This is a genomic window from Sporomusa malonica (assembly GCF_900176355.1).
In the GTDB taxonomy this organism is placed as follows: Bacteria; Bacillota; Negativicutes; order Sporomusales; family Sporomusaceae; genus Sporomusa; species Sporomusa malonica.
Genome location: NZ_FWXI01000003.1, coordinates 332,531 through 346,328 on the forward strand (window position 1 = coordinate 332,531; position 13,798 = coordinate 346,328).

A 13,798-nucleotide genomic window follows, 5' to 3' on the forward strand; every position below is an offset into this window, starting at 1 on the left:
TTCATTTTATTGTCTGCTGTGATGATACTATTTTGGGGCATTCTTTTTAAAGCATCTACCGCTTTGTTGCACCGCTACTTTAACGTTTATCGTCACTTCGCTCATCCCCATCAAATTACCAAAAAATGTTACATATCGTCATTTATTCTATTCATATAACAAAATACCTGTTTTTTCCGGAACAGACAGCCCTTCCAAGTCGAGCTGTCTGTTCTTGCTTTAGTCATATTTCTTATGTATTGATCATTATCCCCTGTTCCGGGTATGATTAAAGCAAGTAACCCCGTCATAGAAAAGGTCAGAGACTAGGACAGACTCAAAAAAGGAGTTCCATTTTCATTATACCATTAATGTACCTTCATGATTTTTTAGAATTATTTATACTCTCTTTACATGTTCTTGTTATAATAGAAAAAAGGCAATAAAGCGGGTGAACTTCTCATGGGAAAAACTATTTTGGTAGTTGATGATGATCCGGACATTATCAAATTGATCACCCAAAGTTTAAAATACGAACAATTTGAAGTCGTGACGGCTTGTTCAGGGAAAGAGGCCCTAGCAATACTTATAGCAACTCCCGTTGATTTTGTGGTGCTGGATATCATGATGCCGGAAATGGACGGGTTGGAAGTTTGCCGCAACATCCACACCGACTATAATATCCCGATTTTATTCTTGAGCGCGCGGGACCGGGACATTGATAAGATTATCGGGCTGGAAATCGGCGCCGATGATTACATGACCAAACCTTTTAGCATTCAAGAGTTAACCAGCCGGATCAAGGCGCATTTCCGAAAGGTGGACCGTTTGTATGAGGAGTGGAACGAATGCAGGAAGGATGCAGACAGTAACGGATTGGCAGCTATGTCACCGTTGGTTTTAAATGAGCAGACTTTTGAAGCTTTTTTAAACCGGCAAAAGCTTGATCTGTCAACCAAGGAATTTCTGATTTTGGCTTTTCTGAAGAAACATTTCAACATGGTCTTAACCCGGGAACAAATCTATGAAAATGTTTGGAGAGACGAATACGATGAACTAAACACCGTCACCGTGCATATCAAAAATATCCGCAAAAAGCTCGGCCCGGAGTATGATTTGATTAAAACGATCTGGGGTGTCGGTTACAAATATACGGAAGGATAACTGGAAAATTGAAGCTCAAAATTAAACTGCCTTTGCTGTTTTTATTGATGCTGGTAACACTGGTGTTTTTGCTTGTGGCTATTAGAGTGTACACCATGGATAAGCTATTTCCAGGTTATAAAGATTATGTCGCTGACAATAAAATAATAGCCGATAGTGTGGCTGCGTTATATCCTGATCAGCAAGCAATCGCTGCTTATCTGAGGCAGATTTCCAACTCTCAAAATATTTCCTTGAAACTATATAATCACGACGCATCTGCGGTGCTGTTATCCTATTTGAAACCGTACGACGATTATGACGATAAAGCATTAAAGAATTTCTGGTTACCCGTAAAAACATCCCAGCACCCCACCTAGTGTATTTTTTAGAGATTGAAAGGGTTCGCCAGTGGGAACAAAATTCAAGAGAGCAACTCATGTTATTCCTTTGGTTGCTGCTGATTTTGATCGCTGCCATCTTTGCTGTTCTGGCAGTGTATTTTCATTTCAACATCACTAGGCCGATTCAGATACTGAATACCCGGTTAAAAAGGATAAATATCGGGCATTCATTTAGCTCCTTATATTTGAAAAGGACGGATGAGATCGGGGAACTGTATCATTATTTTAACGAAATGCAAGCAAGGCTTCATCAGGCGCACAGGGAACAGGTCGATATGATTGCGGCGATTGCTCACGATCTAAAAACTCCTCTGACGACCATTAACGGTTTTGTGGAATTGTTGACCCTGCAAAAAGATCTTTCGGAGAGCGACAAGCAGGAATATTATGAGCTGATTCTAAAGAAATCAAAGCACATGGTGGATTTGATAAATTATTTTTCAGCTTTTACCAGGGATGAGCTTACATTGGAGGCAATCGATAAGCAACCTGTGCTGCTAACTAGACAGTTTTATTTTGCGACGCACCTGGCTTGGCGACAATTGACTCACGGGCGGGCCAAGCTTGCGGCTGCCATACTGGGAGTCATGTTTGCCTGCGTTTTGGTGTTTATGCAGCTAGGATTTCTGGATTCGCTGAACGAAAGCTCAACAATCATCGCCAAACGGTTTCAAGGGGAACTGTTTTTAGTCCATAAGCAGTGTCAAGCGTTGTCGGCAACAGTACCTTTTTCCCGAACGAAACTTCAACGGGTATTAGCCAGCCCTGATGTTGATTCAGTTGTTCCTGTTTATATTGGCGAGGCTCAGTTTAATAATCTGGAAACCAAAGTAAATCGCACCCTTATGGTATGGGGTAGTGAACCTACGGAGACTGTCCTAAACCTCACAGGTATTGAGCAATTCCGAGCCGCGCTGACAAGACGGGATACGGCTGTGTTTGATGAGTCGTCCCGGCCGGAGTTTGGTGATATTGCTGCATTGTTGAAGCAAGGTCCGGTGGTGACAGAAATCAACGACCGTAAGATGGAGGTAATTGGTACAGTGCGTATCGGAACATCGTTCGCGGCTGACGGCAATTTAATTACAAGTGACCAGAATTTTTTTCGGATTTTCCCAAGCCGGCATCCGTCTCAGATTGATGTCGGCGTTATCCGGGTAAAAGCAAATGCTAATATTGGTCAATTACAACAAGACCTGCGTCTCCTTCTTAATGATAAGGTTTATGTCTTTACGGACAAGGAATTTGTTAATTTCGAATATCAATATTGGCAGAGCAGTGCACCGCTTGGGTTTATTTTCGGCTTTGGTACAATCATGGGATTAGTCGTTGGGCTGGTAATCGTATATCAAATTCTCTTTACAGATATCTCCAATCACTTGAAGGAGTTTGCTACCTTAAAGGCAATGGGCTATTCAAATCGTTATCTGCTGCTGGTTGTTTTCAGTTCGTCCTTAATTTTGGCGATCATCGGATTCATCCCCGGATTCCTGATTTCTCTGGGGCTCTATAATCTCGCTGAATCGTTTACGTTTATCCCCATGCCGATGCCGCTAACCAAGGTGATAAACGTGTTTCTTATGATCCTCACGATGTGCGTGTACAACCCCAACATCTTATTATGGCGAAATAGCTGCGGCAGTTACCAGCGGCAACAAGTATTCGTATGCATCTGAAGTCGGTGTTAAAAGAAACATCTCGGAAAAAGCCGGTTTCGTAGCCGGATACCGTTATTTAGCCGCAAAATCAGGTTCCAATGATGAGTATGCGAAAATAAGCCTGAGCGGTCCTTTTGTGCAGCTTAATTACCGTTTTTAAAATTCATTTCGATATCCCCATAGGAACGCCACACTCCCCGGAGTTTCTGCCTTTCACAACGTTTCTATCCGACGATTTTTTACATCTTGTCCTCGATTAAGTTTTGTCTTTAGATTTCTTTTCTGAATTCATGTGTTCCTTATGCGGTTGCTCCACGCTATCCGGCAAGACATCCAGTACAGCGTCCAAAGTGGCCACTACCGCGTCAACACTCACGCCTTTGCATCCATTTCCCGGCACCAAGGCCGAAACGACAAAATTGTTTACTTCCCGGATGCATTTCTCTTCTTCCGGCTCGGCCATCGTCAACCATATCCAACCGCTCTTAGGTGGCATTAAACTACAAAGCACAGGGGGATTGATATTCAACACATAGTCGATCAGATTAAATAAAACGGCGGCGGACCGCGCCTGACCGAACTGACCTTTTCTCTCCTACGCATTGCTCTAAACAAAGCCTTCATGAAGAAATCCTGCACCTGCGGCCAGGAAAAAATCGCCTCATGGCTCAACTCTTCCTTTCCGGCTACCCCAATCGACCATGAAACACCACTACAATGAAAATAATAAAAAAGGCTTTACGAAAGCATCGTAAAACCTTTGAGATATCAATGGCGACCCCGGCAGGATTCGAACCTGCGACCTTTTGATTCGTAGTCAAACGCTCTATCCAGCTGAGCTACGGAGTCATGTGTTGACTTGCTACTTGACTATTATATTATGCAAATCAAATAATGTCAACACTCATCAACATTTTTTTTATTAATACCTTACTTTACTACAGGGACACCAGACGAACTACCGCTTTGGCGTCTCTCAATGGGAACATCAGGCTTAACCATAAACCAAGCCACAACACCAATGACTGCTGAAATGGCAGTAGTTACGATAGCTGCCTCCCATCCGTAGTTTGTGGCAATCCAAGCAGTGCAAATGGGTGCCAACACTCCGCCGATATTGCCCCAAAAGTTCATCCAGCCTGACACCGAACCGGCAAACTTACCTCCAATATCAATACAGGCTGCCCAAGAGGCGCTAAAGGTAAAACCAAGTGACCCAAGCGAAAGAGTAAGCCACATAACATTCATCCACGGATCTTTGGCAATTGCGCCCAGATACAAGGTTACACAGCAGACGACTAAGCCAATGGAGCCAAACCAAGTACGCGCATTATGTTTAGACACCCCAGCCGCAATCATCTTGTCACTTATAAAGCCGGCGGTAAAGGTTAGGACACACAAGAGCGCCCAAGGAAACGAAGCTGCAATACCCATTTTAGCCAATGAGAACTTTTGTGCTTCCATTAAATATAATGGCAGCCAAGCCAAAAATACGTACATAATATAGTCGGTGATAAAGTATTGGATACCAATCGCCCAAAATTGTGGAGATGACATAAAGTCCCGCCAAGGAGCAATCTCCTTCTTTTCCTCGCTCTCACACCGCCCGCTTTCAATATGAGCAAGCTCACTCGCAGTAACATACTTACTATTCCGTGGTGATTCTGCGGCAAAGAAATACCATAGAGCAGCCAATACCAAACCAGCTACACCAAAGACAACAAATACTGACCGCCAGCCAAAAGCCAGCATAAGCGCAACCGTTATCCCAGGCCCAAATACCGGACCGACAAAAGCACCGCCAAGCATAAAGGATGCTGCAGTAGCTTTTTCATTTTTATTAAACCAACGATAGATAAAATTATTGAACGCCGGAAATACCGGGCCCTCTCCCAGGCCAAACAAGCCGCGGACTATGGCAAACGTTGTGAAACTGGAACTAGCGGCTGTAAGCGCTGTAAATGCCGACCACCAGGTTACAGCAATTGTAACCACCCGGCGATGACCAAAGTATTCGCTCATGATCCCGCCCGGTATCTGCATAAGGGCATACCCCAAAAAGAACATTGTTTGTAAATAACCCATATCCATTTTGTTAAAGCCAAACTCTTTCATAATATCAGGTGTAGCTACAGAAAGATTTACGCGATCCATATAAGAAATAAAACCGACAAGAAACATGAGGACAGCTAGCCACCAACGAAAATTGCGCATATTATCACTCCATCTTATGATTATTTACTTTTTAACGCTCTTATGAGGCCTAAACAAAAAAACAAATAGATATTGCAAAATAATCCTGAAACCGACTTAAAACTCTTAATCCGCCCCTTGCAATCAGAATCCAATTCACTAAAAACGTGCTCTGTATACATAAAATTACATTTAATTAATTATAAACTGTATAAAAATCCCAGTCAACATTATTTGTAATAAAAATTCACGAAACGTGGTTAATATTGTATTCTATCTGAATACATCTGTATAATTAGATTCATTTGCATTCTTTAATATTTCGGCAGGATTTTCCCCTGATTTTGAGAAATATACAATATATAGAACTGATCGAGGAGGTTTGCCATGTTTCGTTTCATTATTTTTGTCTTATGCTATCTGACTTTTGTCAGTTTGCCGTTAGCTGGTCAAGCCTATGTTCCATTTTTGGCAGTTGAGCAACTGGATGCAGTTAAGGCAAAAGTTCAAATAGACCTTGACGCAAAAAAATCGCTGCTTATGCTAACGCGACAAGCTGACCGGATAGCCGCTCAACCGGTCAAAGTTTCCAATGTATACGGCGGCTTGGCGCAAGATTATGTTTGCCCAGACCATGGTATACCATTAAGCTATGATGAAAAAGCAGCTGTACACCGCTGTCCGAAAGACAATAAGCAATATTCCAGCGAAAAGCTCGACGCTGCTCAACGTTTTTATGTACATATGAGAAATGGCCGTGCAACCAAAGATCTAGGGCTGGCATATGCGCTAACTGGCGACAATAAATACGCCGCTGCCGGCCGTGATATTCTACTCCAGTACGCGAAAAACTGGGCTGAATATAAAAATCCCAACATCAGTAATGATCATGGTCATATATTTTGGCAAGTACTGGATGAAGCCCAGTTTGCCACCAATATTGCCTGGGGCTATAACCTAATCTATCCTGCTCTGACAATTGATGAACAGCAAACAATTGAAAATGAACTCATCACACCACTATACACAATGCTTCAAGCAAAGCAAACCGCCGACCGCAGTGTTAATCGCATCTGGGAAAGCGCAGGCAGCACACTTTTAGGTTTTGCCACCAATAATCCGGTCTGGGTTAAGGCAGCGATCGAAGGACCGCTTGGTCTTAAGGAACAAATCGCCAAAGGCGTGTCTGCCACCGGACTATGGGCAGACGGCTCGCTTGAGCACCACAACTCTGCTCTGTCAGCACTCTCATCAGTCGCTGAAATTGCGCCCCAGTTCGGCTACGATTTGACGACTGACCAAAAATTGCGAACCATGTTTGCAGCACCGCTCACACTAGCTACACCCGCGGGCCAACCTACCAAAGCCTTAGCAACCGACCTTTACGAAATGGCTTACGCCTGGTACAAGGATCCCTTATTCGCCAAATATTTAACCAGCATCTATACTAACCCTGCTGGTAAAGTAGACCGTCTAAGCTACCGGGCACTCTTGTACGGCCTGCCCTTAACGGTTATCCCAGAACCATCATCCGCTTCTCCTGCTGTACCTATACCTGTCCTGATAAAAAACGAACTTAAATAGTCGCTAAAAAGGCTGACCATCATGGCCAGCCTTTTTTATCCTGATAGAAAGTATAACTTTCTCCTGGATAAGGGCAACATCGGCTTCCGCTTTCGCCAAAGGCTCGGCGCAAGTCGTGTTTTCTTTATCGACTATTTTTACTTCCTATTATATACAGTAGCGGCAGCAATGGCAGCACCAATCCCGGAGCCGTCTTTACTAAGCCTTATCGTTACCTGCTTAGCCTTATCACCAAGTATTTCAGCCATAGCCTTAGCCAGAGTGTTTGCATACTCGGGTAGCTTCTCGTACAACGAGCCGTCAACAGCAATAGTGTGCTTGCGATTCAGTTCAGGATCAATCTTAAATAGCACCCCCGCCCACGTAGCAGCCGCTAAATGAGCTGATCGTATAGTAACTAGCTGTGCCACTTTCTTAACTGCCGCAAGTTGACAAAGAGCTAACCCGCTTATCCCCCAACGCGTAACTGCCAGGCTGGCGACAGCACCCAATTCAGGTGATTCATCAGCAAGAATTGGTGAAATATCCGCAGTAGTAAATGAATATGGAACCTGCAGCCTGTCTGAACCTTGGCTAATATGTCCATCAGTTACAAGCCTGCCCACAATTAACCTTATCAGTTCGCCCAAGTACTGACCGGAGGCCATCTTTTCAAGCCGCTGAGCACCAGGTTTCTCACTGGCCTGATCTAAGAGCATATCATAAGTTGTCTGGCATACCCCGTCAAAATTACCAGATTCCATATTAACAATCATAGGCTGCTTGGTCAGCGGATGACATGGTTCAAGATAGCAGCTATTGTGACCGGTGCCACAAATCGCTCCGATCGTGGTGGCTGTGTCAGTATAAGCAGCTGCTAATAATGTACCAGTGGTATCATTAATGACGGCTAGCGATTTAACATAACCGACGCCTTTACGATCCAGCGCACTCTGTAGTAATTGGCCGACATTCTGACCTTCAACCCCAGCAGTTTTGATTTCCTTAGTCCAACTGATTAATACCGCTTCGTTGACGCCGTACTGCCGGCATGGAAAGGAAAAAGTATGACCTAAAGGATAAATACTGCCAGGCGGTACAATTTCAGAAATTTTTCCGGCGATGAAATCAAACAATTCGGCACCTAAAGCTGTCGCACAAGTATAGTCATAGTTTCCGTACTTGTCTTTAAGAGGAACAGACCGTTTTTCAATAATGCTAGCCTGGCCTTGACCGGCCAGCTCGACTAATAACACACGTACGTTAGTGCCGCCAAAGTCGATGGCAACTACTTTTCCCTGCTCTTGGCCTGTAGGGCTACCGATAAAGGCAGGCAGCATCTTCAGGGAGCTTTGCTTGCCTGCCAGGCCATCATTCATAGCCTCCTGAAAGCGGGCGGCAATGTCACGCATATAATCGACTGATATAGCTAATTCTTCTTCAATCTTTGCTAGAACGGCAGGCAATTTTTTCAAGGCAATCTACCTCCGAGATTAATAGTAAATAAAACCTCCAGTAGCTGGAGGCTATTTGTTATAATATTTGTTTGGCGTAAAAATATACCTAACAGCCCGCACCAGACGTACATATTGGCGTGTTAAAAACCGCTTAAAGTCTGGCCATACCATACACAAAATAATAGCCGCAATGAAGATCATACGTACATTAACAGCAGTATAAAACTGGTCAGTAATAATAAACCCCACAACCGCCATTCCAATAAGGCTAGCCCAACTCATACAAACCCCTTCTTCCACTCACTCCTACCCTATTATATGTCTTAATGGAAGAACCAGACTACTGAACAACGCTAACTATTGAATAAAAACAGACTAACTGTTTCGGTTCTGACGGTAGTATTTGCTAATTTCGCTGTCCAATAACTGGCTGGCTTCCAGAACTTGAGGATCAGACAAACCGTAAGACGCAACAAGCAAATGCAGCTTTTTCCGTAAATACTCAATTATATCTAGGATATTAAGTGCTTCGATATTTTGTGACAACAGGTGCGCCCTCCATTTAGAAAAAATACGTATCTCAACAACAATTAACATTATAAACTACATTACCTAATTTTGGAAGTAGAAATTTGTTGTTTTAATATTTTTTTCTTTTAAATACTGAAGAAAAAAGTCGCACCCTGATTGACTGTGCCGTCAGCCCATATCTTCCCTCCATGACGGTTAATGATACGCTGTACAGTCGCTAAACCGATTCCATTTCCGGGAAATTCGTGCACAGTATGTAATCGCTGAAATGCCCCAAATAGCTTATCCGCATAGGTCATATCAAAGCCTGCCCCGTTATCCCGTACGTATAGCACAGATTGTCCTGATTCCCTATCCAGAGTGCTGCCAACCTCAATAACGGCATTAGCACATTTGGCAGTAAATTTAAAAGCGTTGCCAAGCAGATTTTCAAGAAGTGTGCGCAGCAGCCCAACATCGCCATACGCCTTCATATCTGGTTTAATAATAACCATTACAGTCCGATCAGGAAATCTGTGTTTAAGTTCTTCAGCTACAATCCCCGCTATTGCACTAAAATCTACTTCCTGTTTAATCATATCGCCGCGCGTGAGGCGTGATAAATTGAGTAAACCGTCAATAAGTTCAGCCATACGTTGGCTTGCTAACCGCACTCTATTCAGATAGCCAAGGCCTTCCTCATCAAGCAACTGTCCATAATCTTCTAAAACGGCTAAACTAAATCCGTCAATACTTCTGAGAGGTGCTCGCAAATCATGCGATACTGAGTAGCAAAAAGCTTCCAGTTCCTTATTGGCAGCCGCCAGTTGGGCAGTGCGGTCTGCCACGCGCTGTTCAAGCTCCGCATTTAATCGTTCCAACTCATCCATCCGGCGCTGTAATTCAGGATAATAGCTCTTACGAATGGATTTCTCGCCAAGCCCAATGAGCTTTCCCCGTAATTCTTCAGCAGCAGCGTCATAATGCATGGCGAAATATCTCCTCAATATCCTTGATCGTAGCCTTACGCGGATTGGTAGCCAGACATGGGTCCTGATAGGCTCCTTGGGCTAAAAGCGGAATGTCTGCTTCAGTAACACCAATATGTTTTAATGTCCGGGTAACTCCTAGGTTTTCTCGAAAAAGGTCTATTGAAGATAAAATAAGTGATTCCCGCTCGTACTCTGTTAAGCCGTCAAGTTTAAGGCCCATTGCTCCGCCGATTTTTTCGTAGCCTTCCCGGAAAACGGGGAAATTGAAGGCCATAACATGTTTTAATAGAATGGCGTTACACTCGCCATGCGATAGATCAAACATCCCGCCAAGACTATGAGCCATGGCATGAACTGCCCCCAGAATCGCATTAGAAAAGGCCATTCCCGCCGATAAGCTGCCTAACATGGTATAACTGCGATACTCAGTGTTTTCCGGATACTGCAACGCTAGTGGCAAATAATTGATGAGCAAATCTACAGCCTTTAAAGCATGTAAGTCAGTTATGGGAGAACTAGCTGTTGAAGCAAAAGCTTCAATCGCATGGGACAAGGCATCAATCCCGGTACAGGCGGTAAGATACGAGGGCATGGTCGTAAGTGTTGCCGGATCAATGAGTGCAACATCCGGAACTAAAGCCTTGCTGACAATAGCTATTTTGGTTTTCCTCGTACTGTCAGCAATAATCGCAAACTGTGAAACATCGGCAGCGCTGCCGGAAGTAGTCGGAATGCAAATCAACGGCGGCATAGGGCTGAATACCTGATCAACACCTTCAAACTCATTAATATGACGCTGATTCGACGATACAATCCCGATCCCTTTGGCACAATCAATCGGGCTGCCGCCGCCAACCGCCAATAGTAGGTTGCAGCCACAGTCTCTATACATGAGGGCTCCGGCCATTACATCATAATCACGGGGGTTAACATGCACATCTTGAAAAACAACATAAGGCAAAGAGTGCTTTTCAAGGCTGCTCACCACAGGGTCCAGCCAACCACACTCAATAATCCTGGGGTCAGTCACGATCATTACTTTTCTGGCGCCAAAGTTTTCTGCATACTGCCCAGCAAGTGCCATTGCACCCATCCCAAAAATAAACTCTGGTACAACAAATTTACGCAACTCCAGGATTGATAATGTCACACTTATCCCCCCCAATAGCTCTCTTACTTCATTTTATCAAAAAATTCCTACAATTGGTAGACAACCTCTGCCAGTTATATTTTTCACGAAAGCTTACGCTGCAGAGGAGGATAAGAAAAAATTCACCTGGCAATAATCCAAGTGAATTTTCTATGTTAAATCTTATTTTTCTAGTCCAGAGAAATCTAACGTGGCAAAATAATCTTCAATCGTCTCAGCCCGGCGAATAGTCTCAACACTGCCGTCCGGTTTGAGCATTAATTCAGCAGAACGCAATTTGCCATTATAATTAAAGCCCATAGCATGACCGTGCGCTCCTGCATCATGAATAACCAACACATCACCAATATCAATCATCGGCAATTTGCGGTTAACGGCAAATTTATCGTTGTTTTCGCACAGCGACCCAGTAACATCATAGATGTAGCCGAGCGGCCATTCTTCTTTACCCAGTACTGTAATATGGTGGTACGCGCCATATAACGCCGGACGCATTAAGTTGGCCATGCAGGCATCAAGACCAACGTAGTTCTTATAGATCTCTTTTTTATGCAGCACTGTCGATACCAGATAACCATAAGGTCCGGTAATCATCCGGCCGCACTCCATGGCAATTTTCAGCGGTGCAAGACCATTAGCCGCAATCTTTGTTTCATACGCCTTTTTGATTCCTTGGCTGACAATAGTAAGGTCGACCGCCTCTTGCTCAGGGCGGTAAGGAATACCGATACCACCGCCGAAGTTAACAAACTCGACTTTAATATCAAGGGTACGATGAATTTCAATAATGAGATCAAACATCATATTGGCCGTCTCAATGAAATATTGCGGATCAAGTTCGTTGGAAATAACCATAGTATGGAGGCCAAACCGCTTTACGCCTCTGGCTTTCATAATCCGGTATGCATCCAAAAGCTGTTTGCGGGTCACACCGTATTTAGATTCTTCTGGATTACCGATGATCGAGTTGCCGCCTTCACGCAGTGGGCCAGGATTATAACGAAATGAAATCATATCCGGGAGACCGGCATGTTTATCCAGATAGTCAATATGACTAATATCGTCAAGGTTAATAATTGCACCTAATTCACGTGCCTTTTTAAACTCAATCGCTGGGGTGTCATTCGAAGTCAGAATGATTTCTTCGCCACTCATACCGGCTTTTTCAGCTAGAATAAGTTCAGACAGGGAACTGCAGTCAGCACCCAGGCCCTCTTCCCGCAGCACTTTTAAGATATGAGGATTGGGAGTAGCCTTTACAGCAAAATATTCTTTAAACTCTGGCGCCCACGCGAAGGCCTTTGTCAGATTTCGGACATTCTGCCTAATGGCTTTCTCATCATAAATGTGAAACGGTGTGGGGTACTGCTTGATTACTTCTGTTAGTTGTTCTTTTGTAAACGGTAATTTCTTCTCAGCCACTTGTTTCGCCTACCCTTCGATAATAAGTAATTTAAATGTAAAAAAGCAGTCTGCGCTAAATCTCGCAAACTGCTTTAAAAGACAAAAGAGTTCTCTTATCAGCTGTGCAAGATAGCGCTCCACCTGAAACAATTCAAGTGACAGTCTTGCATCTTTTAAATGCAAAACCAGCAAAAGTTTCCGGGCCAAAACTTTCACTTCGGCGGTCAGCCCCTTTCAGTATCGTCATCGCTGCCAGCTCTACATACTTACTCTTGGTCTGCCGCGCCTCTATCGGAAAAACATTATTCGATTACGTCTATAATAGCAGTACACCCTAGGGACTGTCAATATGTCAGTGGCGAAATCTTATCAATGCGTCTGGCGACAAGCTATTAATCCCGGTAATATGACCACACGCAATATAGACCACGCATTGTGCCCCCACAACGACAACCGGCCTGTCCACATAAGCGAGTACAGACCTCAACACCTGACACAGGTTCCAGTTTCCCTTTCTCTCTTACACGCCAAAAAGAAACTTCCTGCCCTGGTCCCTTTGTCCCCAACTCACAAAACCACTTCCATAGCCTCATAGTGCCCACTCCCTGATCTTTATTAGTTGTAGTATAAAATAATAACGGCCAAGATGCAGTGAGCAACATCACAGACGATAAAGATAAAAGGTGGCAACCCATCTCACAAAGATAGATTTCCACCTAAAAATTCTATAAAAAAACATATGGGGTGACTAGAGGGTCTCGAACCCTCGAATACCGGAGCCACAATCCGGCGTGTTAACCGCTTCACCATAGCCACCATATAATTGGTTGCGGGAGCAGGACTTGAACCTACGACCTTCGGGTTATGAGCCCGACGAGCTACCAACTGCTCCATCCCGCGATATAAGCAGCGAACCATGTTGTCGCGAGCCGCTAGGCGACACGAGAACATACGTGAGTCGCTTAGTTCCAAGCGTTAGCGCGGAACTTCCTAATTATCAATCCCCAGATATTAAGTGGCTCCTCGAGTAGGACTCGAACCGTCGACCAATCGGTCAACAGCCGAACTACGACCGTTGATAACACGCCATCTGCGTCGTTGTCACTGCGGGCGTTCCCTCCGACGTACTTCCCAGTACGACTCCGGTCACGTCCTCGCTCCGCCTAGCAGTGACATGTTCTAAACGGCCTAAGCCGTATATTGTATTAATTGGCTCCTCGAGTAGGACTCGAACCTACGACCGATCGGTTAACAGCCGATTGCTCTACCAACTGAGCTATCGAGGAATGTATTGAAGGAATTATATTTGTTCCTTCAAAACTTCACAGAAGAAAAGCATTGCGCA

Annotated in this window: 12 protein-coding genes, 4 tRNA genes and 1 riboswitch; of the genes, 4 read left to right on the forward strand and 12 right to left on the reverse strand. The window is 44.2% G+C overall.

Translation table 11 applies throughout. From position 1 onward, the window contains the following. Positions 1-441 precede the first annotated feature (441 nt). The 3 genes from B9A22_RS05190 to devC are packed head-to-tail and all read left to right on the forward strand — an operon-like array spanning position 442 to position 3,202. On the forward strand, positions 442-1,143 hold the full coding sequence (locus B9A22_RS05190; protein ID WP_084574637.1) for a response regulator transcription factor: 702 nt from the start codon (positions 442-444) through the stop codon (positions 1,141-1,143). An 8-nt stretch (positions 1,144-1,151) separates the two neighbouring features. Further along, on the forward strand, positions 1,152-1,502 hold the full coding sequence (locus B9A22_RS05195; RefSeq protein ID WP_084574638.1) for a hypothetical protein: 351 nt from the start codon (positions 1,152-1,154) through the stop codon (positions 1,500-1,502). 59 nt (positions 1,503-1,561) lie between these two features. Further along, positions 1,562-3,202, forward strand: a complete 1,641-nt coding sequence (devC, locus tag B9A22_RS05200; RefSeq protein WP_084574639.1) for an ABC transporter permease DevC — start codon at positions 1,562-1,564, stop codon at positions 3,200-3,202. 238 nt (positions 3,203-3,440) lie between these two features. Here devC and B9A22_RS05205 read toward each other — a convergent pair whose 3' ends face one another. The 3 genes from B9A22_RS05205 to B9A22_RS05215 all read right to left on the reverse strand — a co-directional run bounded on the left by B9A22_RS05205 (position 3,441) and on the right by B9A22_RS05215 (position 5,398). Next, positions 3,441-3,680: a hypothetical protein gene (locus B9A22_RS05205; RefSeq protein WP_139796172.1), complete on the reverse strand. Its 240-nt coding sequence runs from the start codon at positions 3,678-3,680 to the stop codon at positions 3,441-3,443. A gap of 276 nt (positions 3,681-3,956) precedes the next feature. Continuing rightward, positions 3,957-4,033: transfer RNA gene (locus tag B9A22_RS05210), tRNA-Arg, on the reverse strand. A gap of 81 nt (positions 4,034-4,114) precedes the next feature. Beyond that, positions 4,115-5,398 carry an MFS transporter gene (locus B9A22_RS05215; protein WP_084574641.1) on the reverse strand — a complete coding sequence of 428 codons (1,284 nt, stop codon included), beginning with the start codon at positions 5,396-5,398 and terminating at the stop codon, positions 4,115-4,117. A gap of 366 nt (positions 5,399-5,764) precedes the next feature. Between B9A22_RS05215 and B9A22_RS05220 the strand changes: the two genes are divergently transcribed. Further along, the gene (locus B9A22_RS05220; protein ID WP_084574642.1) at positions 5,765-6,961 is read left to right on the forward strand and encodes an alginate lyase family protein; all 1,197 of its coding nucleotides are present in this window, start codon (positions 5,765-5,767) and stop codon (positions 6,959-6,961) included. 137 nt (positions 6,962-7,098) lie between these two features. Here the strand turns inward: B9A22_RS05220 and B9A22_RS05225 are convergent, their stop codons facing one another. From B9A22_RS05225 to B9A22_RS05270, 9 genes are all read right to left on the reverse strand, one after another. Beyond that, a complete protein-coding gene (locus B9A22_RS05225) occupies positions 7,099-8,415 on the reverse strand; it encodes a hexokinase family protein (RefSeq protein WP_084574643.1) in 1,317 nt (438 codons plus the stop codon). Between the two features lie 51 nt (positions 8,416-8,466). After that, complete coding sequence (locus B9A22_RS05230) at positions 8,467-8,679, reverse strand: hypothetical protein (protein WP_084574644.1); 213 nt, start codon at positions 8,677-8,679, stop codon at positions 8,467-8,469. 93 nt (positions 8,680-8,772) lie between these two features. Beyond that, on the reverse strand, positions 8,773-8,943 hold the full coding sequence (locus B9A22_RS05235) for an aspartyl-phosphate phosphatase Spo0E family protein (RefSeq protein ID WP_176215401.1): 171 nt from the start codon (positions 8,941-8,943) through the stop codon (positions 8,773-8,775). A gap of 110 nt (positions 8,944-9,053) precedes the next feature. Further along, positions 9,054-9,896, reverse strand: a complete 843-nt coding sequence (locus B9A22_RS05240; RefSeq protein ID WP_084574646.1) for a sensor histidine kinase — start codon at positions 9,894-9,896, stop codon at positions 9,054-9,056. Continuing rightward, positions 9,886-11,049, reverse strand: coding sequence for an alcohol dehydrogenase-like regulatory protein ErcA (ercA, locus tag B9A22_RS05245; RefSeq protein WP_245823808.1), 1,164 nt, complete (start codon positions 11,047-11,049; stop codon positions 9,886-9,888). Before ercA ends, B9A22_RS05240 begins: the two co-directional genes overlap by 11 nt. A gap of 162 nt (positions 11,050-11,211) precedes the next feature. Continuing rightward, positions 11,212-12,471, reverse strand: a complete 1,260-nt coding sequence (locus B9A22_RS05250; RefSeq protein WP_084574647.1) for a diaminopimelate decarboxylase family protein — start codon at positions 12,469-12,471, stop codon at positions 11,212-11,214. 104 nt (positions 12,472-12,575) lie between these two features. Continuing rightward, a riboswitch (Lysine riboswitch) is annotated at positions 12,576-12,752 on the reverse strand. A gap of 441 nt (positions 12,753-13,193) precedes the next feature. Then, a tRNA-His gene (locus B9A22_RS05260) sits at positions 13,194-13,269 on the reverse strand. An 8-nt stretch (positions 13,270-13,277) separates the two neighbouring features. Next, a tRNA-Met gene (locus tag B9A22_RS05265) sits at positions 13,278-13,353 on the reverse strand. Between the two features lie 310 nt (positions 13,354-13,663). Next, positions 13,664-13,739, reverse strand: a tRNA-Asn gene (locus B9A22_RS05270). Between the last annotated feature and the right edge of the window lie 59 nt (positions 13,740-13,798).